The organism is Thioalkalivibrio sulfidiphilus HL-EbGr7, from assembly GCF_000021985.1.
In the GTDB taxonomy this organism is placed as follows: domain Bacteria; phylum Pseudomonadota; class Gammaproteobacteria; order Ectothiorhodospirales; family Ectothiorhodospiraceae; genus Thioalkalivibrio_A; species Thioalkalivibrio_A sulfidiphilus.
Window position 1 is genome coordinate 2,674,423 of the sequence record NC_011901.1, and the last position, 20,813, is coordinate 2,695,235.

Annotated in this window: 23 protein-coding genes; 7 read left to right on the forward strand and 16 right to left on the reverse strand. The window is 65.1% G+C overall.

What is annotated here, in order from left to right; translation table 11 throughout:
* Positions 1-142: 142 nt before the first annotated feature.
* Together TGR7_RS12715 and TGR7_RS12720 are read right to left on the reverse strand one after the other, a co-directional pair.
* Positions 143-1,081 carry an MBL fold metallo-hydrolase gene (locus TGR7_RS12715; RefSeq protein WP_012639082.1) on the reverse strand — a complete coding sequence of 313 codons (939 nt, stop codon included), beginning with the start codon at positions 1,079-1,081 and terminating at the stop codon, positions 143-145.
* Between the two features lie 178 nt (positions 1,082-1,259).
* Entirely contained in the window at positions 1,260-1,919 is a 660-nt protein-coding gene (locus TGR7_RS12720; protein WP_012639083.1) for a TIGR04211 family SH3 domain-containing protein, read from the reverse strand.
* A gap of 151 nt (positions 1,920-2,070) precedes the next feature.
* On the opposite strand from TGR7_RS12720, the gene TGR7_RS12725 reads away from it, so the two are divergent.
* The gene (locus tag TGR7_RS12725; protein ID WP_012639084.1) at positions 2,071-2,304 is read left to right on the forward strand and encodes a hypothetical protein; all 234 of its coding nucleotides are present in this window, start codon (positions 2,071-2,073) and stop codon (positions 2,302-2,304) included.
* 142 nt (positions 2,305-2,446) lie between these two features.
* On the opposite strand, the gene TGR7_RS12730 is transcribed toward TGR7_RS12725, so the two are convergent.
* Positions 2,447-3,103, reverse strand: a complete 657-nt coding sequence (locus tag TGR7_RS12730) for an OmpW/AlkL family protein (RefSeq protein WP_012639085.1) — start codon at positions 3,101-3,103, stop codon at positions 2,447-2,449.
* Positions 3,104-3,307: 204 nt separating this feature from the next.
* On the opposite strand from TGR7_RS12730, the gene TGR7_RS12735 reads away from it, so the two are divergent.
* Positions 3,308-3,739 carry a rhodanese-like domain-containing protein gene (locus tag TGR7_RS12735; RefSeq protein WP_012639086.1) on the forward strand — a complete coding sequence of 144 codons (432 nt, stop codon included), beginning with the start codon at positions 3,308-3,310 and terminating at the stop codon, positions 3,737-3,739.
* Between the two features lie 143 nt (positions 3,740-3,882).
* Here the strand turns inward: TGR7_RS12735 and TGR7_RS12740 are convergent, their stop codons facing one another.
* Positions 3,883-5,301, reverse strand: coding sequence for a hypothetical protein (locus tag TGR7_RS12740; protein WP_012639087.1), 1,419 nt, complete (start codon positions 5,299-5,301; stop codon positions 3,883-3,885).
* A gap of 161 nt (positions 5,302-5,462) precedes the next feature.
* Here TGR7_RS12740 and TGR7_RS12745 point away from each other — a divergent pair, with 161 nt between their 5' ends.
* Both TGR7_RS12745 and fabA read left to right on the forward strand, forming a co-directional pair.
* The gene (locus TGR7_RS12745) at positions 5,463-5,783 is read left to right on the forward strand and encodes a hypothetical protein (protein ID WP_012639088.1); all 321 of its coding nucleotides are present in this window, start codon (positions 5,463-5,465) and stop codon (positions 5,781-5,783) included.
* 116 nt (positions 5,784-5,899) lie between these two features.
* On the forward strand, positions 5,900-6,412 hold the full coding sequence (gene fabA / locus TGR7_RS12750; RefSeq protein WP_012639089.1) for a 3-hydroxyacyl-[acyl-carrier-protein] dehydratase FabA: 513 nt from the start codon (positions 5,900-5,902) through the stop codon (positions 6,410-6,412).
* A gap of 77 nt (positions 6,413-6,489) precedes the next feature.
* Here fabA and TGR7_RS12755 read toward each other — a convergent pair whose 3' ends face one another.
* The 3 genes from TGR7_RS12755 to TGR7_RS12765 form a co-directional block, all read right to left on the reverse strand.
* The gene (locus TGR7_RS12755; protein WP_012639090.1) at positions 6,490-7,203 is read right to left on the reverse strand and encodes a DUF3581 domain-containing protein; all 714 of its coding nucleotides are present in this window, start codon (positions 7,201-7,203) and stop codon (positions 6,490-6,492) included.
* Positions 7,204-7,514: 311 nt separating this feature from the next.
* Positions 7,515-7,727 (reverse strand): hypothetical protein, encoded by a 213-nt coding sequence (locus TGR7_RS12760; RefSeq protein ID WP_012639091.1) that lies wholly within the window; start codon positions 7,725-7,727, stop codon positions 7,515-7,517.
* A gap of 130 nt (positions 7,728-7,857) precedes the next feature.
* The gene (locus TGR7_RS12765) at positions 7,858-8,163 is read right to left on the reverse strand and encodes a hypothetical protein (protein ID WP_012639092.1); all 306 of its coding nucleotides are present in this window, start codon (positions 8,161-8,163) and stop codon (positions 7,858-7,860) included.
* A 58-nt stretch (positions 8,164-8,221) separates the two neighbouring features.
* Here TGR7_RS12765 and TGR7_RS12770 point away from each other — a divergent pair, with 58 nt between their 5' ends.
* The gene (locus TGR7_RS12770; protein ID WP_012639093.1) at positions 8,222-9,424 is read left to right on the forward strand and encodes an MFS transporter; all 1,203 of its coding nucleotides are present in this window, start codon (positions 8,222-8,224) and stop codon (positions 9,422-9,424) included.
* A 59-nt stretch (positions 9,425-9,483) separates the two neighbouring features.
* Here TGR7_RS12770 and TGR7_RS12775 read toward each other — a convergent pair whose 3' ends face one another.
* The 7 genes from TGR7_RS12775 to TGR7_RS12805 all read right to left on the reverse strand — a co-directional run bounded on the left by TGR7_RS12775 (position 9,484) and on the right by TGR7_RS12805 (position 14,564).
* On the reverse strand, positions 9,484-9,765 hold the full coding sequence (locus tag TGR7_RS12775; protein WP_012639094.1) for a peptidylprolyl isomerase: 282 nt from the start codon (positions 9,763-9,765) through the stop codon (positions 9,484-9,486).
* An 80-nt stretch (positions 9,766-9,845) separates the two neighbouring features.
* Positions 9,846-10,286: an EamA family transporter gene (locus TGR7_RS12780; protein WP_012639095.1), complete on the reverse strand. Its 441-nt coding sequence runs from the start codon at positions 10,284-10,286 to the stop codon at positions 9,846-9,848.
* Between the two features lie 320 nt (positions 10,287-10,606).
* Complete coding sequence (locus TGR7_RS12785) at positions 10,607-10,861, reverse strand: hypothetical protein (protein WP_012639096.1); 255 nt, start codon at positions 10,859-10,861, stop codon at positions 10,607-10,609.
* A 294-nt stretch (positions 10,862-11,155) separates the two neighbouring features.
* On the reverse strand, positions 11,156-11,701 hold the full coding sequence (locus TGR7_RS12790) for an Lcl C-terminal domain-containing protein (protein WP_012639097.1): 546 nt from the start codon (positions 11,699-11,701) through the stop codon (positions 11,156-11,158).
* Positions 11,702-11,830: 129 nt separating this feature from the next.
* The gene (locus tag TGR7_RS12795; protein ID WP_012639098.1) at positions 11,831-12,271 is read right to left on the reverse strand and encodes a hypothetical protein; all 441 of its coding nucleotides are present in this window, start codon (positions 12,269-12,271) and stop codon (positions 11,831-11,833) included.
* A 476-nt stretch (positions 12,272-12,747) separates the two neighbouring features.
* The gene (locus TGR7_RS12800) at positions 12,748-13,503 is read right to left on the reverse strand and encodes an FHA domain-containing protein (protein WP_012639099.1); all 756 of its coding nucleotides are present in this window, start codon (positions 13,501-13,503) and stop codon (positions 12,748-12,750) included.
* A 47-nt stretch (positions 13,504-13,550) separates the two neighbouring features.
* On the reverse strand, positions 13,551-14,564 hold the full coding sequence (locus tag TGR7_RS12805; protein ID WP_012639100.1) for a LysR family transcriptional regulator: 1,014 nt from the start codon (positions 14,562-14,564) through the stop codon (positions 13,551-13,553).
* Positions 14,565-14,956: 392 nt separating this feature from the next.
* On the opposite strand from TGR7_RS12805, the gene aceB reads away from it, so the two are divergent.
* Complete coding sequence (gene aceB / locus TGR7_RS12810) at positions 14,957-16,537, forward strand: malate synthase A (RefSeq protein ID WP_012639101.1); 1,581 nt, start codon at positions 14,957-14,959, stop codon at positions 16,535-16,537.
* 132 nt (positions 16,538-16,669) lie between these two features.
* Here aceB and rraA read toward each other — a convergent pair whose 3' ends face one another.
* Positions 16,670-17,155: a ribonuclease E activity regulator RraA gene (rraA, locus tag TGR7_RS12815; RefSeq protein WP_012639102.1), complete on the reverse strand. Its 486-nt coding sequence runs from the start codon at positions 17,153-17,155 to the stop codon at positions 16,670-16,672.
* A 79-nt stretch (positions 17,156-17,234) separates the two neighbouring features.
* Positions 17,235-18,551 carry an isocitrate lyase gene (gene aceA / locus TGR7_RS12820; protein WP_012639103.1) on the reverse strand — a complete coding sequence of 439 codons (1,317 nt, stop codon included), beginning with the start codon at positions 18,549-18,551 and terminating at the stop codon, positions 17,235-17,237.
* A 221-nt stretch (positions 18,552-18,772) separates the two neighbouring features.
* Between aceA and aceK the strand changes: the two genes are divergently transcribed.
* The gene (aceK, locus tag TGR7_RS12825) at positions 18,773-20,542 is read left to right on the forward strand and encodes a bifunctional isocitrate dehydrogenase kinase/phosphatase (protein WP_012639104.1); all 1,770 of its coding nucleotides are present in this window, start codon (positions 18,773-18,775) and stop codon (positions 20,540-20,542) included.
* The last annotated feature ends 271 nt before the right edge of the window (positions 20,543-20,813 follow it).

Below are 20,813 nucleotides of genomic sequence, written 5' to 3' on the forward strand. Positions count from 1 at the left end.
GAACGCAAAGCTTTTTGACATGAACTCTTTGCGTGCTTCGCGTCTTTGCGCTCTCTGCGTTGAATGCCGGGGATCGAGTCCCCATCACCCCGTTCGGCCCGGGGTCGGGCCTCCTACAAGAGAGAGCTCTGCGTACGAGGGCTCAGGGATTGGCCTCCAGGTCCAGGTAGACCCGGTTGATGTTCATGCGGTGCCATTCGTCGTAGTGGGTCAGGTGGCGGAACTCGGGCATCTCGCCGAGGCGCTCCACGGTCTGGTCCAGCTGCTCCCAGTTCTCCAGGCCCTCGCGCACGCCGTCGTGGATGGCCCGGAGGTAGTCGCCGGTATCGGCCCGGGCCTGGGCCAGATCCGATGCCCTGCCGTGGCCGGGGATGACGTATTCGGGTTCCAGGGCCTCCAGGGCCGCGAAGGCCTCGAGCCAGCCGCGGATGTCACTCCAGGGGTGGATACCGAGCATGCGATCCAGATAAACCACGTCACTGGTGAACACGGTCTTCTCGCCGGGCAACCACACCAGCACGTCGCCGGGGAAGTGGGCGTCACCGGCATAGATCAGCTCGAAGTCCACGCCGCCCAGGGTCATGGCATGACGATCTGCATCAACCGGCTCGGGGGCCGGCATGGGGCGGGTGCCTTCCAGGCGCTCCTTCAGGACCCCCTGCAGACGGGCCATGTGCTGATCGGCGAAGCGCGCCTGGGTCTCGGCGGTGCGCTTCAGTGCAATGATCTCGGCGCCCTGCTCCGCGAAGTAACTGTTGCCCAGCCAGCGATGGTCCTGGCTGCCGGAATTGATCACCCAGCGGATGGGCTTGTCGCTGACCGTGGCCACGGCCCGGGCCACGCGCTCGGCCACCTGGCTTGACGGGCCGCTGTCGATCAGCGCGACGCCCTCATCGGTGACCACGAAGGCCAGATTGTTGGTGAAGGCCTGGTTCTCATAGGTGCGGCCTTCCAGCGAACCCTTGAAGTACCAGACCCGCTCGGTGACCTGGATGGGCTTGAGGATCTCGTCCAGCTCATCGGCCTGGACGGTGGTGAACAGCGCGGCCAGTACGGCCAGCGCGGCAAGGAATCGGACCATAGGAAGCACTCCGGCAGGGTGACATTCGATGTGCCGAATATATTCCCCCGGATCCCGTGCCGTCAAAGCCCGTCATTCGGAACGGGAATGCCCATCTTTCGCAAAGTCGCCCAGACAAGAAGTCACTCTGTGCCGATCAGAACGACCCGCCCTGGCCCTGGCGAGAGATCGATGCAGATCAGGACCAGCCGTCGTTGCGGCGGCGCCAGCGGATGCGGGTCAGGATGATGCCCAGCAGGATACTGCCCACAGTGACGCCGGCACCGACCATGAACCACTCCCGCTGCTCGGTCTGTTTCACCTCGGCCAGCTCCCGCTCCAGGGTCTCGGCCCGGGTGCGCGTCTGACCCAGCAGGCCTCGCAGGCGCTCGTTGTCCTCGGCCAGCTCCAGGGGCCGGGCGGCGGCCTGGCGCAGGTTCTCCATCTCGGTGGCCAGGCGTTCCAGCTCGGACTGGGTCTGCCGCACCTGGCCCAGGGCCTCGTCACGCTCGCCGCGCAGGGCCTGGATCTGGCCCTGCAGCTCTCCCCGCTGATCGCGCAGGGTCGCGAGCTGACGCTCCACCTGGGCGAGTCGATCCCGGGCATGGGGCTGGTTGGCGAGGTTGCTGCCTTCCAGCCAGCCCTCGGTGCCCTCCTGGGTGCGGATCAGCACGTAGCCGTCCTCGTCCCGCTGCAGCACCTCCACCCGGGCGCCGCTGGGCACAAAACGCATGATGCGGTGCTGGAAGGTCTTGCCGGAACGGATGGCCACGTTGAGGTCGTCGCTGATATAGGCGGTCTCCGCGTGCAAGGCGGCGGAGAACAGGAGCAGGCAGAGCAGCAGCACAACGGACTTCACGCGGAGACCTCCGGCATGGACTGAGGAAAATCGCCACATTCTACGTGCCCCTGCCCGCAGGCTGCCGTGCGAAAGTCACATAACACGGCGCAACGGAACGGTTTTCAGGACTGTTACAATCGGCGCGAATCCATTCCAGAGAGTCCGCGCCATGAGCACAGACGACGATTACCGCCCGCCCCTGGCGGATTATTTCGACAGCCTGGAGCAGCGCTACGGCGAGGGCTTCAACTTCGAGAAGCTGAGCGACGAGGAACTGACGGAACTGGAGCGTCTGGGACGCGATGCCGTGGAGCGTGACCCGAAGGTGAGCGCCGTGGAGAAACAGAACCTGGGCATGCTGCTCAGGCTGGTGAACCTGGTGCGGGAAAAGCGGGCACGCTGAGGCGCGATTCGGAATTCAAAATTCAAGATTCAAGATTCAAGATTCAAGATTCAAGATTCAAGATTCAAGATTCAAGATTCAAAGGAAGAGACAGTGGTTGCCCTCCCTTTGAATCTTGAATTTTGAATGTTGAATTGGCCTTTTAGAAGCGCAGACCGCCGCCGACCATCAGGACCCAGGGGTCGATGTCCACGTCGACCTTGACGGTATCGGCGCCAGCGCGAATGGTCGCGGTGGTGTCGATCGCGATGTAGTAGGCACTGGCGCCCACGAACCAGCGATCGTTCACATCAAAATCCATCCCTGCCTGCAAGGCCCAGCCCCAGGAGTCCTTGAGGCTCACGTCCGCACCCGCGAAGTTACCTTTGCCTTTTTCGTCGAAGAAGGTGGTGTAGTTGATGCCCGCACCCACATAGGGACGCCACTGACCGAAGTCCGAGAAGTGATACTGCAGAGACACGGTGGGCGGCAGGTGCTTGATGGTGGCAATAGTACCCTCCCCCTGCAAACTCCCCTTGCCCTTCACGTCATGGGAAAACGGGGTGGCCGCGAGCACCTCGACACCCAGGTTCGGCGTCATCATGTAGGTGAAGCTGATCCCGAGCGCAACGCCATTATCCACCTCAACCCCAGAACCCGCGATAGCAGTGCCGTTCGCGCTGACAGCCCCACTATCATCATTGGGCATCACCCAGGTCGGCCCGAAGCGCACCAGCATATCGCCCTGATCCAGGGCCATGGCAGGGGCGGCGGAAAGGGCCAGGCAGCCGGCGGCTGCGAACGCTTGCCATTTTTTCATGATTGCATCTCCCCTCTGAAGGAGTTGTTGGAATCCGTGTGCCACCGTCTTTGGCGGTGCGCATGGATTAACGCTAACCCTTCCCCGTTCACCAACAATTGATTGGGATCAAGAAACATAAGCAAAACCTGAATCGAGCCGATAAACCTTGACCCATGCACTGCTGCGCTATGCTTGAAGCAGATCACCCCGGGAGAATGCGCCATGACTGACCCTCTCACCCCCGTGGGCCTCAGCCCCCAGGAGGCCCACGACCTGGTCCACGACAACCCTCGCGCCCTGCTGGTGGACGTGCGCTCCACCATGGAATTCCTGTTCGTGGGGCATCCGATGGGGGCCATCCACATCCCCTGGATGGACGAGCCGGACTGGACCATCAACCCGCACTTCGTCACCGAGGTGCGCAAGCTGCTGCTGGGCGGGGTGTTGTGCGAAGGGCCGGAGGACTGCGCGCCGGTGGTGCTCATCTGCCGCAGCGGCAAACGCTCCAAGGAGGCCGGCCGCGCCCTGCTGGAGGCCGGTATCCGGAAGGTATTCAACGTGAACGAGGGTTTCGAGGGGGACCTGGACGAACAGCACCACCGCTCAACCAAGGGCGGCTGGCGCTATCACGGGCTGCCGTGGGAGCAGTGTTGATTGAAGGTAGAAGGGTGAATTTGGAAGTGGGAAATAAATCAAGGCCGTTCAGCTCGCCCCAACCCTCTGCCTGAGAGTAGAGGGAGTTGGTTTAATTCACACTTCCCAATTCACACTTCGTACTTCCATTCCCACTTCCCAATTCAGCCTTCCAACTTCAGCCCCCGACCGTTGGCCTTCTGCCGAACCAGTGCCTCAAGCTTCACCGGCACGAAGATCAGCAGCCCGTAGATCACCGCCACCAGGGCAGCGATCCAGCGCACCAGCCTGCCCGCCAGGCCCAGGGCAAACCCCAGCAGGTGCAGGGCAAGGGCTGCAAGCATGCCGAGCACGGCCCGGCCGTGGCGCAGGCAGGAGTCCAGCACCACGGCGCTCAAGGCCAGCAGCAGGGGCAGGAGCACGCCCATCACCATCTGGGTCAGGGTGGGAATCCACTGGGTCGCGGCCATCACGGGATCCGGCTCGCCGGACATGATAAGGGCCAGCCACTGGTCACGGCCCAGGAGCATGTCCCGGGAGAAGGCCAGCGCCCCCTGCAGGCTCGCCACCACCGCCAGCACCAGCAGACCGGCCCAGAACAACCGCGCCCGGCCACGCTGGTCCAGGGTCCCCAAGGCGGACACCAGGCCGCTCATCCGCCGGGTCTCGGTCATCAGCAGGCCCGCGGCGATGCCCAGGGCGATGAGCACGCCCGCGGCCACGGAGGCCAGCGGCCAGGGACCCAGGGTTTCGGTCATGCCGAAACTCTCCGCCATGGGGCGCTGGATCAGATAAAAGCTCGTCGCCGCCGCCACGGCCATGAGACCCAGCAACAGCAGGCCCAGCAGGGTTCGACCGATGGCCCCGACACCGAGACCCGCATCCAGCTCCGGGCCGCCATCGGCCAAGGCCCGTTCCCGGGACAGCACCTCGTCCACCTGACGGCTGCGTGCGGTCACCCCCTGGATGGCCTGTTCCACGCCCCGCAGCCGCTCGCCCAGGGCACGCCAGGCGGGCAGCATGTCCCGCAACAGTTCCAGGCGCTTGCGGCTGGCCGCCTGGTATTGCTCCAGGGAGGCGCGACTGGCCCGCTGCAGACCGTCATGGATGTCTTCCAGCACCCGCGCCACCGCGGGATCCCCCTGGGGCGGGTTGGCGGCCAGGTCCGCCACGGTGCGCAGCCAGGCCGGTTCCGGCGGAGGCACGTCCTCGGTGGCGTGATAGTCCCGCTCCAGGCGCTGGATCTGGGTATGCAGGCTGTGTTGCAGGACCGGATAACCCCCCAGGTCCCGGTTCACCCGGTCATGCAGGCCGCGCAGCTCCCGGTACAGGCGCTGGTCCAGACGCTCCCGCTCCAGCCAGCGCAGGTACAGGCGCTGGCGGCGGTCCATCCAGCGGGCCGCGGCGCGCACCGAGCGGGCGCTGTAGCGCAGCATCCGGTCCACCCCGCCCAGCACGGTCGCGGCCAGGGGCTCGATCCAGCGCCGGCCGGCGTAGAGCACCACCACCAGCAGCACCAGCCAGATGATCAGAGACACCGGCAACGATTCGGCCCACAGGCCAAGCAGGGCTTCAGCGGACATGCAGACTCCTTGTTCTTGTGTGTTCCATGGGAAGAGGCCTCCCACCGCCCCGTCACCGGGGCCCCATCGGTTCGCGCACAGATCCCATTAAAGAATTCCCGCGCGCTGCCGTAAAGCATAACAGGGGGAACAGACCACCGCCCTCACGGAGAGCCCGGACCATGCACAGCAGCGAACTGACCCACGACCGCATCACCAGCCCCGCCTACCGGGAGATCCCGGAGATGACTGCCGGCGCGGCCATCCTGGGCTTTCTGCCCGCCTTCCGGGACCTGGACAGCCAGGAAACCCACCTCTCGGTGAACCTGGACGGCAGCCTGTCCGCCGTGCACCTGCTGGACAGCCTGCCGGATCACTGGGTGGTTGAACGGGACGAGGAAGGCCGCATCACTGCGCTCAAGGAAGGCATCATCGCGGGCTTCATGCGCCATGGGCGCTTCTTCACCCGGGCGGAGCTGGCGCGGCTGCCGTGGGATGGATGAAAGCGCAGAGACAAGAGACAAGATCCAAGAGGCAAGTTGAAACCCGCTCTGTGCCTTGTGTCCAAGGCCATAATCCGGTCCAATAGGCGGCTTTCTGACTGTGACCGGATGCCTTCATGCGCGTAGAAAGTTTCGATCGTGACCAGCTCCTGAAATGCGGCCATGGGGAGATGTTCGGCCCCGGCAACGCCCAGTTGCCCGTGCCCAACATGCTCATGATGGATCGCATCACGCGCATCGCCGACGAGGGCGGAGCCTTCGGCAAGGGCGAGATGAAGGCCGAGCTGGACATCCACCCGGACCTCTGGTTCTTCGAATGCCACTTCCCCGGCGACCCGGTGATGCCCGGCTGCCTGGGCCTTGACGCCATGTGGCAGCTGGTGGGTTTCTACCTGGCCTGGCTGGGCAACCCGGGCCGCGGACGGGCCCTGGGAGTGGGCGAGGTGAAGTTCACCGGCCAGGTGCTGCCCAGGGCGAAGAAGGTCACCTACCAGGTGGATGTGAAGCGCATCATCACCCGCAAGCTGATCCTGGGGATCTCCGACGGCACCGTGAGCGTCGACGGCCGTGAAATCTACACCGCCAAGGACCTGCGCGTCGGCCTGTTCACCTCCACCGACAATTTTTGAACCCGGCTGACCCTGAAATCCTGTAGGCCGGATAAGCGCAGCGCATCCGGCCTACAGCGAGCGCCGTAGGTCGGGCGTTACAGCCCGCCCTGGTAGGCGACCTTCCAGCCCGCGTACTGATCCACCAGGGCGTCCATGTCATCCTCGTCGAATTCCCGCAGGCCGCTGAGTACCAGCTTCTTGGCGCCGGTGCCCACCTGGGCGCCGTCGGCGCGGATGCCGAAACGCAGGCTCACGTCGCCCCGCTTGCCGCTCACCACCAGGCTGGCATCCACCAGTTCCAGCTGTGGCGCAACGAAGTCCAGGTGCTTGAGATCGAAGCTCATGCCCTCGTAGATCACCAGCGGGCGTTCCGGGTTGATCATCACGCCGTGCTCGCGCATCAGCGGCACCAGGACGCCGGGGAAGGTCTGGCCGGAGAAGGCCACGTAGCCGCGGGTGAAGCCTTCCACCAGCCCCGGATCGCGGCTCACGGCGCCTTCCCGGTCCACGTTCAGATAGCCCTTGCCGGTGGTGTCCTCAACCGCGAAGGCAGGCGCGTCGGTCTCGGGGAAACGCAGACCCACCCCGGCGCCCACCATGCCCGTGAAGCTGAAGGCCATGCGCCGGTTCAGGCCGTAGCGGTCCAGCACCAGGGAGAACAGCAGGTCTCCCGGCACCACGAAGCGCTTGGCATCCGGGTTGTGGATGGGGTTGAAATCGCCGGCGATCTCCTTGGCAAAGCGACTGCCCTGCTCGGCACTGATGGTCACCAGGCCGTTGGCGCTGGCATGAAAGGGGGCAAGGAACATGGCTGACCTTCGTGAATACGCATGAATCCCGGGGCAAATCGCCGGACCGGGCATTCTATACCTTCCCGGCGCCGCCGGCATGCCTGGCCAGGACATTGCACCAGGGATCGTGATGATCGTGACCTCAGCGCCTGTCTCTCCCTGTCAGCCTTCCTGAACAGTATAGGGCGGGCCGTACCCGCCATCAGCCGCAGGTTCACGGTCGGCAGGCGGCCACGGGCCGCCCTATGCAAGCGGGACAGAGTGCGAGACCGCAAGCACCTCGGCAGGCCGGCGGCTGCCTGGGTGCATGGTCCGGGCCAGGCGGGTGCTCAGGCCCCCGAACCACTCAGGCTGAACAGGTGCCAGAGCATGTAACCGCCATAGACCGCCAGCAGCATGCCCGCCAGCAGTGTGATCGGGCGCGGCCCCTTCTCGACGGGAATCTCCCGGCCCTCCCGACGCAGACGCCGATGCCACAGGAAGCGCCGGACGCGCCACCAGGCAAACCAGATCAGGGCCAGCAATGTGAGGAACTTGAGCATCCGGATAAAACCTCGCGCCCTTCGGGACGGGACGGGCAGGGGCACAATGATAAGCTATCGACCGGATCGCATCACACGAGGGCACCGGCTTGGGTCAGCACAGGCAAGGCGTTGTGCAGCGGCTGAGCGCCTACTGGAACTGCCCCCCGGTGATGCGCCCCGCCTCATCCAGATGCGCAAAGTAGCGGCTGTTGTTCATGCGGTATTCCCGGGTGGCGATGTCACCGGGCAGCACCAGCAGCACGTCGGGATAGACCCTGCGGAAGTCCTCAGGACCTGGGCGCGTTGCGATGAACTGCTCGAAGGCGGCCATGTCCGTGACGAACCCGCCGCGAGGCTCGGGCAGGACGGTCTCGCCACCCTGGGACTGCATCTGGGCACAGGCCGCGAGCAGCAGGAGCACGGCCAGCGACAAGACCATTCTTTTCAACAGCATCGTTCCACCTCCGTTCATCGGTCCATGACGATCATAGACAGCGACACCTGAACACACCATGAGCACGCACAACAAGCGCTGGTATCTGCGCCACCCGGTGGTAGTCATCGTGCTGGCGCAGCTGTTCGGCACCTCGCTGTGGTTCAGCGTCAACGGCGTGGCCCTGTCTCTGGAGCGCGAGACCGGGCTCACGGATGCCGGGCTGGGTCTGCTCACCGTGGCCGTGCAGGCAGGTTTCATCACCGGCACCCTGCTGCTGGCCATCACCGGGCTGGCCGACCGCTTCCCTGCCAGCCGGCTGTTCGCCGCGGCTGCCGTGAGCGGCGCTGTCATCAATGCCGCCTTCATCCCCGTCGCCGGCGACTTCAGCCTCGCGATGGCCCTGCGCTTTGCCACCGGCCTGTGCCTGGCCGGCATCTACCCCCTGGGCATGAAGCTGGTGGTGAGCTGGACACCCCGGCACGCGGGCCTGGCCCTGGGTTGGCTGGTGGGCATGCTCACCCTGGGCACCGCCCTGCCCCACCTGTTGCGCGGCGCCACCCTGGAACTGCCCTGGCAGGCACCGCTGCTGCTCGCCTCCCTGCTGGCCCTGTTCGCCGCCGTGATGGTGCGCGCCCTGGGCGATGGCCCGCACCTGCCCGCCACCGCCTCCGGCGGACGGCCCTGGTCCGGGCTCGCGGCATTCCGGCGCCGCCCGTTCCGTGCCGCCGCCCTGGGCTATTTCGGCCATTGCTGGGAGTTGTATGCCTTCTGGACCCTGGCGCCGCTGCTGGTATTGCGGGAACTCGGGCGTCTGGACCTTTCCCCGCAGTGGATGCCCTGGCTGGCCTTCGGCGTCATCGGCATCGGCGCGCTGGGTTGCGTGCTGGGCGGGCGGCTAAGCCGCAGCCAGGGCAGCCTGCGCGTGGCCCGGGTCGCCCTCGGCGTGTCCGGTGCCCTGTGCCTCATCTATCCGCTGCTCGGTGAGGCCGCACCGCTCCTGCTGCTGGGTCTGCTGTTCCTCTGGGGCCTCACGGTCATCGCCGACTCCCCCCAGTTCACCACCCTCGCCTCCCTGAGCGCGCCCCGGGACCGCCTGGGTGCTGCCCTGGCCATGATGAACGCCGTGGGCTTTGCCCTCACGCTGCCGTCCATCGCGCTGGTCATGCACCTGTGGGGTGATTGGCAGCTGCTGGTGCTGTGGCTCCTGCTGCCGGGACCGGCACTGGGGATCTGGGCAATGAGCCGGGCACGGGCAGTGGATTATCAGACCCAGCGCTGAGACACAAAAAAGCCCGGCCGATGCGCATCGGCCGGGCTCGTCATGCAGGTCCTACCGACTCAATCCTGGCGGGAGGTGACCTCCAGCAGGTGATAGCCGAACTGGGTCTTCACCGGCCCCTGCACGGTGTTAACCGGCGCGGAGAACACCACCCGGTCGAACTCCGGCACCATCTGGCCGCGGCCGAAACGGCCCAGCTCACCGCCCTGCTGCCCGGAGGGGCAGGAGGAGTATTCCTTGGCCAGGGCGGCGAAATCCTCGCCGGCCTCGATGCGGGCCTTCAGTTCATTGCAGAGTTCCTCGGAGTCCACCAGCAGGTGGCGGGCGCTTGCCATGGCCATATGTCTGTCCTCTATTGATTGAATGTCCGGGGCGATTATCCCGGACCGGGGCCGCCCTGGAAACCCGCCGTTGCCCTGACTCAGGGATGATTCCAGATGATCAGCGTCGCACCCGCCATCACCAGCACGCCGCCGATGGCGGCGCTGGGCGTGACATGCACCTGGCGAAACAGGAGCCAGGTGAACAGCACCACGAACAGGGGATAGGTGATCTCGATCAGGCTGGCGAGCGTCGCGTTGCGGCCGCCGATAGCCAGGAACAGCATCACCGTGGCGGCCAGGCTGGTGACCGACAGGAGCAGAATGCGCGCCCGGTCCGGCCAGTCCATGGAGGCCAGCACCAGGGCATCCCGCCACAGGGTGTCGCGAAACACCAGGGCCACCACCAGCACCGGCAGGACCGTCAGCACCAGCACCGTGACCAGGGACACGCGCTTGAGCGCATGTTCCAGCAGGGGATAGTGGATACCCCACAACAGGGCCGCGCCGAGACCGGCCGCATACCAGGGCAGTGTATTCATGGTGTTGATCCTGTGCTCAGACCTGGCGGCACTATAACGAAACCGGGACCGTGCGGGAGCCCCTGCGATGAGTGCAAGAGCCTGTGCTCTCGCGGAGGCGCAGAGGCGCGGGGAAAAGCGCTTTGAATTTTTCCTCCGTGTCCCCGTGGCTCCGTGAGAGGACGGAGTTTTGACTTGATCCGGGAGAAAACCAATTTTCTCTCACGGAGCCACGGGGACACGGAGAGAGCCATTCAAAATAATTTCTTGGCGTCTTGGCGAGAGATCGCATTGTTTTTCTCAGCGCCTCTGCGCCTCCGCGAGAGAAGAGCCTTTCCGGATCAGGGCGCAGCCGGATCGAGCCATTCCAGCAGGTAGTAGAGGTACTGCCCCTCCGAGGACTTGGAGGGCCCGAGCACCTGGGCGGCGAACTGCCGGGCGGCGGGATCGGCGGCATTGAGGGCCGCCTCGGCGGATTCCATCAGTTGCACGCAGCCGGCAGGAAAGCGCTTGCGGGCACGGGCCGGCATGTACACCACCGCGTAGCGGGGCGTGGAGACGCCGGTTTCGGGATCGGGAGGGACAAGTCCGCGCATGGGTCGAGCCTACGGCATCGGCGCGCGTTCGTCATCTATCTTGAACGTTGAAAGGATGATTCTCTCGCGGAGGCGCGGAGGCGCAGAGAAAAGCGCTTTGAATTTTTCCTCCGTGTCCCCGTGGCTCCGTGAGAGGACGCGGTTTTGATTTGATCCGGGAGAAAACCAATTTTCTCTCACGGAGGCACGGGGTCACGGGGAGAACCATTCAAAATAATTTCTTCGCGTCTTGGCGAAAGATCGCATTGTTTTATCAGCGCCTCTGCGCCTCCGCGAGAGAACAGGCTGTTGACTTCAGCGCCCGCCGCGCACCAGCCGCACATGATGATCCCAGTCCCGGTCGTAGCCGTCATAGGCGCCGCCGTCGCGGAACAGCACGATCCAGGCATGACGCGGGTCGCCGCGAAACGGCGTGGCGGACCAGTAGTAGCCGTCCGGGGTATCGGGAAAGAGATCCGTATCGATGGTGGGCATGGCAGAACCGGCACGGCAGCGCGCCTCCCGACCCTCGCCTTCCATGCCCTCGGAACAGCGGATCAGACTGCGCAGCTCGTCGATCTCCGGCAGACGCCAGTCATCAAAACCGGCGTGGCTGAGGTCCTCGCCCGCGACACGGGCCGCGTCCCAGCCGTACTCGCCGAGGGCGCCGGCACAGCGCCCGTTCTCCCAGCGCTGGCCCAGACTGCATCGCATCCACATCAGCCCCGTCTGGTGATCGATCACGACGGTATCCTCCAAGCTCTGGAAACGACCCTCATCGGCCGCTGCTGCCACGCCCGGCAGCAGCGAAGTCAGCAGCAAGGCGACGAGCGCGCGAGAAGCCCGGTTGAAACAGTCCATGAATAACCCCGGCAGCCCATGACTGCCTGAGTATAACCGCGCGCATGGGGCTGTCACCCGTGAGCCCAATGACCTGACCCGTCGGGTGACGGACGCTTCAGCCACGCACGGTCACTGTCCCGGCACGGATCACACCACCCGCTTCTGCCCCCGGTAGACCAGTACGCGGCGCGGAGGGGCATCCGGCTGCGCCTGCTCAGGCCCAGGCGCGACAGGGGCGGCCTCGGGTGACGGCGCCGCCGGCTGCTCGTCGCGTACCCGCTGCCCCCGGTAGACCTTGCCGGGACGAAAGCCCACCTGCCGCTCGTGCAGGGGCGGACTGAAACCGGGGCGCAGGCGCGCGCGCAGCGCGTTCACCAGCGAGTCCGGGTTGCTGCGACTGAGCGCCTCGCACACCGCCTCGGCCATCATGTCCGCCTTGCGATCTCGACATTCACGGGTGGCGTCCAGCAGCTGCACCCAGGGCTGCTCTGCCGCCATGTCCACGTGCACATCGTGATCCGAGGCCAGCAGGCGCCGCAGCTGGATCATGAGTCGCATGGCTTCGGGGGAGAGGTGCAGGTCGGTCATGGTCTGGTCTGGCCCTGTGCGGTTGGAATCCGGGTGCGGATGCCGGGCACCGGCATCACAGCCCATCAGCAAAGCAAGAACCGAACCAGTATTTTTTTAGGGGAATCGCAACCGGCAGGGCTGGACATGCGCTTCAAGAGATGCGGGTCTCGCAAACCTGTCCCACGCCGTTGTCTTCCAGGGGCAGCACAACCGCAGGTCGGCCTTCAGGCCGACAGCCGCTGCCCGGTCAGACACCGCATGTCGGGCTGAAGCCCGACCCACAAGCACGCAGGCAGACCGGCGTGACAGGCCGGGAGGACGCCATGCTGCAACAGGTGATTCAGTACGAAGGCGCTAGAACCGGTTCCGACAACTGGATTGATGCCGGTTTCCATTGCGTCTTTTGGGTATTGGCGAACACACAAACGCGTGGCTGACATGCCCGATCAGCGCGCAGGACGCACCATGACGAGGCACGGCGTGGTACAGGTGGCTTATTCCAGGGACCAGTCCTCGGTGCCCTTTTCCATGGCGGCGATGGGATGCTCGAAGAGCACCATCATGCGCACCTCGCCCAGCTGGATGATGTCGTGATGCTTGAGCGCGCGCGTGCCCTCGGCCACGGCCTCGCCGTTGACCAGCACCAGGCCGTCGTTGACCTCGATGACCCGAAGCATCAGTCCGCCAGCCTCGCGCACCAGCGCCACCACCTCCTGCCCCGGCTGGCCGAGGGCAGTGACGGTGTTGATGAGATCGAGATGCCGGCCCTGATTGCGGCCGCTCATGAAGCGCAGGCGCAGGGAGAGTTCCGCCGGATTGGACGGGACACCGGCACGCAGCTTGCGGATGTGCTGGGTGGCCTTCCCGCCCACGGGGCCGGGGGGCATCCCGGGCGTGTTCACGCGCAGGATCTGGGTGGGCGGCCCGCTGTCCTGGGTCTCCGGCTCGTCGGTGCCCACCTGCTCATCGGTCTCGAAGCGCAACTGGCAATTGCCGATCACGATGATGTCGCCGTTCTCCAGGGCACGGCGGGTGACGCGCTTGCCGTTGACGGAGCTGCCGTTGGTGCTGCCCAGGTCCTCGAGCACCGCCAGGCCGTAGGCGTGGTGAATGCGCGCGTGGTGACCGCTGACGGTGCGGTCGGGCAGCACGATGTCATTGTCTTCCTTGCGCCCGATGCGGGTCGTGCCCGGGGCGAGCTCGTGCACGGCGATCAGGCTGTCCTTGTGGTGTATATGCAGTTTCATCATGGGCGGATCCAGGGGCGCATGAATGCGTTCATCATTCTGACATCTTTTCAGGGGTAGGAGCGGTCGTGGCCGGTGAAATCGACACTCTGCTCCACCATGTCCGCGACGCGGCCCGTGCCCAGCATGCGCATCTGGTCGGCGTGCCGGCAGCGGGTGAAGTCCGGGTCCATGAGCTCCAGGAAGGAGCAGGCCTGGGGTGACAGGAACTTGCCCTTGCGCATCACCACGCCGTAGGTGCGCCTGGGGAAGTAGTCGCTCAGCGGAATGGCGGCCAGCTTCTCCTCGCCGGTCAGGCAGATGCTGGTGACGATGGACACGCCCATGTCCAGTTCCACGAACTTCTTGATCACCTCCCAGCCGCCGGCCTCCAGCACCACGTGGTAATCCAGGCCGTGCTGATGAAACACCAGGTCCACGATCGACCAGGTGGAGAGATGCCGCGGCGGCAGGATCAGCCCGCAGGGGGAGACGTCCTCCAGGCTCACCTTCTTTTTCTTCGCCAGGGGATGGTTGAGGGCGGTGATGAGCATGGGCTCGTAGGTGAAGATGGGGTGGTAGTGCATGTCCTCGGGCACGTCGATCATGGAGCCCACGGCGAAGTCCACCTCGCCCGCACGCAGCATCTTCAGGCCGTCCCGGCCGGTGACGTTGTGCAGGTGCAGCTTCACCGCCGGGTAACGCTCGCTGAAACGCTTCACGTACTCGGGCAGCAGGTAAAGGATGGTGGATTCCCCCGCCGCCAGGTCCAGGCTGCCCTGGCCCGCCTCGCCCAGGCGCGCGGCGAACACCTCCGGCAGGTGGTCCATGCCCTCCACCAGGGGCAGGCTGGTCTCCAGCAGCACCTGGCCGGCCGCGGTCAGCTCGATGCGCGGGCCGCGGCGCTCGAACAGCAGCACGTTAAGGTCCTGCTCCAGCCCCTTGATCAGCAGCGACACCGAGGGTTGACTCACGCACAGGCGCTCGGCGGCCCGGGAGATGCTGCCGGTCTGGGCCGCCTGGCAGAAGGCACGCAGCTGGCGCAGGCGGTTGGGGGTGGCGGGGGGCGCGGCGGATCGGCTCATGGACTGCCAGTCCTCATTGATCAATTTAATAGTCAGTATAGATTGAATAAGCTAGTCAAATAGTGGCGGGTTTTCTACCCTAGCCCGGATATTGCACCAAGGATCGCGAATGATTGTGGTCTCTCGGCCTGTCTCGCGCCGCCTCTGGAAGGAGAAGCCGTAGCCATAGCTACGGTTCGACTGAAGAGCAAGCGAGACAGGCCGAGAGGCCGCAGGCATCGCGATAGGTCGGCGGCGTGGCAGAGACTGCTGTTGCGGCTTTGTAGCCAGTTGGGCTTATTGATGCATGCAATTCAAACGCTTACACAAAGCCGCCGACCGCCTTGGTGCAATATCCGGGTTAAGTCGAACCACAAACCAGAATAAACCGACCGACGGCAGGAGGAACCACCATGCACGAGGCCGTGAGCTTCACCGCCCCCATCGAGGGCTTCGAGGACCTGTTCACCCCCGAGGCCGTGGACTTCCTGGTGGCCCTGCACGAGCGCTTCGCCCCCCGGGTGGATGCCCTGCTGGCCGCCCGAAAGGCGCGCCAGGCCCGCTTCGATGCCGGCGAACTGCCGGACTTCCTGGCCGAGACCCGGGAGATCCGCGCCGCCGACTGGACCGTCGGCACCATCCCCGAGGACCTGCGCGACCGGCGCGTGGAAATCACCGGTCCCACGGACCGCAAGATGCTCATCAATGCGCTGAACAGCGGCGCGAAATGCTTCATGGCCTGCCTGGAGGACGCCCACGCCCCCACCTGGCGCAACGGCCTGGAGGGCCAGGTGAACCTGCACGACGCGGTCACGCGCAGCATCGACTTCACCTCCCCGGAGGGCAAGCACTACACGCTCAATGACCAGACCGCGGTACTGATCGTGCGCCCCCGGGGCTGGCACCTGCCGGAGAAGCACATGCGGGTGAACGGTCGCGCCATTCCCGGCGCCCTGTTCGACTTCGGCCTGTACTTCTTCCACAACGCCCGCACCCTGCTGGACCAGGGCACCGGCCCCTACTTCTACCTGCCCAAGCTCCAGGCCCACACCGAGGCGCGGCTGTGGAACGAGGTGTTCCTGTTTGCCCAGGAGCGCCTCGGCATCCCCGCCGGGACCATCAAGGTCACGGTGCTCATCGAGACCCTCCCGGCGGTGTTCGAGCTGGACGAGATCCTCTGGGAACTGAAGGACCACATCGTCGGCCTGAACTGCGGCCGCTGGGATTACATCTTCAGCTACATCAAGACCTTCCGGAATCACCCCGACCGGCTGCTGCCGGACCGCGCCCAGGTGAGCATGACCGTGCCCTTCATGCGCGCCTATTCCCAGCTGGTGATCAAGACCTGCCACCGCCGCGGCGCCTTCGCCATGGGCGGCATGGCTGCGCAGATCCCGGTGCGCGGCGACGAGGCCGCCAACGAGACGGCGTTTGCCAAGGTGCGGGCCGACAAGGAGCGGGAGGCGAAGGACGGCCATGACGGCACCTGGGTGGCGCACCCCGGACTGGTGCCCGTGGCCATGGAGGTGTTCAACACGCACATGCCCGAGGCCAACCAGCTGTCGCGCCAGCGTCCCGACGTGAACCCCGGCCGCGACGAACTGATCGCCGTGCCCGAGGGCACGATCACCGAGGCGGGGCTGCGCAACAACATCAACGTGGCCATCCAGTACATGGCCGCCTGGCTGGGCGGGCGGGGTGCGGTGCCCATCCACAACCTCATGGAAGACGCCGCCACCGCCGAGATCTCCCGCTGCCAGATCTGGCAGTGGATCCGCCATCCGGGCGGCGTGCTGGACGACGGTCGGCGCGTGAGCCTGGAGATGGTCGAGCGGCTCATCCCCGAGGAGATGGAGACGATCCGCCAGGAGGTGGGTGATGAGGCCTTCGCGTCAGGCCACTATCAACTCGCCGCGAAGCTGTTCGCGGACATCACGAAGGCGGAGGAACTGGCGGATTTCCTGACGCTGATTGCGTACGAACATTTGGAGTGAAACGTAAGTACGAAGTGTGAATTGGGAAGTGGGAAAGGAAGTAGGAAGTGTGAATTGAGAAGTGCGAAGTAAAACCTTCTCCCTCTACCTCAGGGAGGGTGGTTTTCTTTCCCACTTCCCAATTCACACTTCCTACTTCAGCACCACCACCCCGTCCTCATCCGCAAACACCCGCTCCCCCGGCCGGAAGGTGATGGCCCCGAAGCTCACCGGCACGTTCACCGCACCCTCGCCGCGCTTCTCGCTCTTGCGGGGATGGGTGCCCAGGGCCTTCACGCCGATGGGCAGGGTGACGATCACCGCCACGTCGCGGATGCAGCCGTTGACGATCACCCCCGCCCAGCCGTTGTCGAGCGCCGTCTGGGCCAGCATGTCGCCGAACAGGGCGCAGCGCAGGGAGCCGCCGCCGTCCACCACCAGCACCTTGCCCCGGCCCTCCGCCTCCAGGGTCTGGCGCACCAGCACGTTGTCCTCGAAGCAGCGCACCGTGACGATCTCCCCGGAGAAGGCGGTGATGCCGCCGTAATCGCCGAAGTGGGTCTCGCACACGCCCGCCGCCTCGCCGTGCTGGTCGCACAGATCGGCGGTGGCGGTCAATCCGTAGGCTGCAGGTTCCATGGGCTTGCCCTCGCAAAACGGCGCCGTCGCGCCTCACGACTTCAATGATAGTCGTAAGGCGCGACGGCGGCAGGACGCGTCAGTGGGTTTCCTCGAACTGGGCCTCTTCGGTGGAGCCGGTCAGGGCCGTCACCGAGGACGCGCCGCCCTGGATGGTGGTGGTCACGTCGTCGAAGTAGCCGGCACCCACCTCCTGCTGGTGGGAGACGAAGGTATAACCACGCTCACGGGCGGCGAACTCGGGCTCCTGCACCTTCTCCACGTAGTGGCGCATGCCCTCGCCCCGGGCGTAGTCATAGGCCAGGTCGTACATGTTGAACCACATGCTGTGGATGCCGGCCAGGGTGATGAACTGGTACTTGTAGCCGTACTCGGAGAGCTTGTCCTGGAAGCCGGCGATGGTCTTCATGTCCAGGTTCTTCTTCCAGTTGAAGGACGGCGAGCAGTTGTAGGCCAGCAGCTGGTCCGGGTTCTTCGCCCGCACCGCCTCGGCGAACTCCCGGGCGAAGCCCAGATCCGGCGTGCCGGTCTCGCACCACACCAGGTCCGCGTAGGGGGCATAGGCGACGCCGCGGCTGATGGCCTGCTCCAGGCCGTTCTTCACCCGGTAGAAGCCCTCATTGGTGCGCTCGCCGGTGACGAAGGGCCGGTCATTGTCGTCCACGTCGGAGGTGAGCAGGTTGGCGGCCTCGGCGTCGGTGCGCGCCAGCAGCACGGTGGGCACGCCCATCACGTCGGCAGCCAGGCGCGCGGCGATGAGCTTCTGCACCGCCTCCTGGGTGGGCACCAGCACCTTGCCGCCCATGTGGCCGCATTTCTTCACCGCCGCCAGCTGGTCCTCGAAGTGCACCCCGGAGGCCCCGGCGGTGATCATGTTCTTCATCAGCTCGAAGGCGTTGAGCACGCCGCCGAAACCCGCCTCGGCATCCGCCACGATGGGCAGGAAGAAGTCCACCCCGTTCTCGTCCTCGGGGGAGATACCGCGGCTCCACTGGATCTCGTCGGCGCGCTTGAAGGTGTTGTTGATACGCCGCACCACCGTGGGCACGGAGTCGTAGGCGTACAGGGACTGGTCCGGGTACATGGTCTCGGAGCTGTTGTTGTCCGCCGCCACCTGCCAGCCGGAGAGATAGATGGCCTCCACGCCTGCCTTGGCCTGCTGCAGGGCCTGGCCGGCGGTGAGCGCGCCCAGGCAGTTCACGTAACCCTTCTTCGCTTCACCGTTGACCAGGCGCCAGAGCTTCTCGGCGCCACGCCGGGCGATGGTGTATTCCGGCTGCAGGGAACCACGCAGACGCACCACGTCGGCGGCGCTGTAGCCCCGGGCAACGCCCTGCCAGCGGGGGTTCTCCGCCCAGTCCCGCTCCAGGGCCTTGATCTGCTGTTCTCTGTTCATGGTCTCGTCCTCGTCTGCTGGTGGTTTGCTGTCGTTATGGCTCGCGCAGCAGGGCTGCGCGGCGCGCTTTTCAAGCGCATGACAGCGACACTACCCCAGCCCCGACGACTGAAACAGAGGTCAATTTCCAATGGTAAGCATTAAAAAATCCAATAAACACGCCCGTCATTCTTGTCTAGACTGAATGCTATCCCCTCCGACTGCGGGAGCATCTGCTGCGCATGATCGACAAGGCCCAACAACTGGCCCGCTCCATCCTCACCGGTTTTGAGCGCCACTTCTCCTTCTTCCAGGAGATCACCAGCGGTGCCCGGGAGCGATTCGAGGAGGCGGACTGGGAGGCGGCGCGCCACGCCGCCGCCAAGCGCATCAGCTTCTATGACCAGCGGGTGCGCGAGACCATCGACAAGCTGCGCACCAGTTTCGGCATCCAGGCACTGGACGAGCCCCTGTGGCAGGAGGTCAAGACCGTCTACACCGGGCTGCTCAAGCAGCACAGCCGTCCGGAGCTGGCGGAGACCTTCTACAACTCGGTGTTCTGCCAGCTGTTCGAGCGCAAGTACTTCAACAACCGCAACATCTTCGTGGAGTCGGTGGCCGACCGCGCGGCCCTGGCCAGCCGCTACCGGGGATTCATGTCCTTCCACCCCCGTGACGGGGGGCTTGAGACCTGCGCCTGGGAGATCCTCTCCGCCTTCTATTTCAACGTGCCCTACGAGGACATCGACCGGGATGCCCGGCGCATCGCCGAGGCCCTGCGCGCCCGCTCACCACTGGCCGGCGGCGACCTGCACCAGGTGCGCATCGACGTCATGGAGTTCCCGTTCTTCCGCAACAAGGGGGCCTACCTGATCGGACGCGTGGTACGCGGCGCGGAGGCCCACCCCTTCATCGTGCCGCTGATCAACAACGAGCACGGCGGCATCTACGCCGACACCCTGCTCACCACCGAGGAGCGGGCCGAGGCGGTGTTCAGCTTCGCCCGGGCCTACTTCCTGGTGAAGACCCCGGTGCCGGCGGCCACGGTGAGCTTCCTCAAGGACCTGATGCCGGAGAAGCCCATCGCCGAGCTGTACATGGCCATCGGCTTCCACAAGCAGGCCAAGAACGAGTTCTACCGCGACTTCCTGCATCACCTGGAGCAGACCGACGACGCCTTCCAGATGGCCCCCGGCACGCCGGGCCTGGTGATGACCGTGTTCACCCTGCCCTCCTACCCTTACGTGTTCAAGGTGATCCGCGACCACTTCGCGCCCCAGAAACAGGTGACCGCCGACCTGGTGCGCAAGCGCTATCAGCAGGTGAAGATGCACGACCGCGTGGGACGCATGGCCGACACCCTGGAATTCTCCGACGTGGCCTTCCCCCTGGACCGTTTCCCGCCGGAGCTGATCGAGGCCTTCCGCGAACAGATCGCCTCCAAGATGGAGATCGACGGCGATCTGCTGTTCATCCGACACCTGTACATCGAGAAGCGCATGGCGCCGCTCAACCTCTACCTGGAGCAGGCGGATCCCCAGGAGATGCGCGAGGCCCTGGACGACTGGGGACGCGCCATCAAGCAGCTCATGGCGGTGAACATCTTCCCCGGCGACCTGCTGTTCAAGAACTTCGGCGTGACCTGCGCCGGCAAGGTGGTGTTCTACGACTACGACGAGATCTGCTACCTGACCGAGTGCAACTTCCGCAGGATCCCGCCGCCGCGCACCCCCGAGGACGAACTGAGCGCCGAGCCCTGGTATTCCGTGGGCCCCAACGACATCTTCCCCGAGGAGTTCCCCACCTTCCTCACCACCGACCCGGCCCAGCGGCGTCTGCTGAAGGAGCTGCATCCGGAGCTGTTCGACTACCGCTACTGGCAGGCACGCCAGGCGGAGGTGGAGCGCGGCGTGTACGGCGACGTGTTCCCCTATCCGCGACGCCTGCGCTTCCCGCGCCCGGAAGGCAGCGCCGTCAAGCAACAGGAAGAGGCGCTGACCGCCGAACCCTGATTAATAAAACATGTTCTCTCGCGGAGGCGCAGAGACGCAGAGAAAAATTAAGAAAGTGTTATTTCTCTGCGCCTCTGCGAGAAAACGTTTGTAATCAATCGAAGCAATCGCAATTCCGTCCTCTCACGGGAACATGGGGTCACGGAATTTTTTCATCTCTGATCATTTCTCAGCGCCTCTGCGCCTCCGCGAGAGAACGGGGTTTATTCGCACATCGAAGCAACCAAATCCTCATCCTCTCACGGAGCCACAGAGACACGGGGAATGCTTG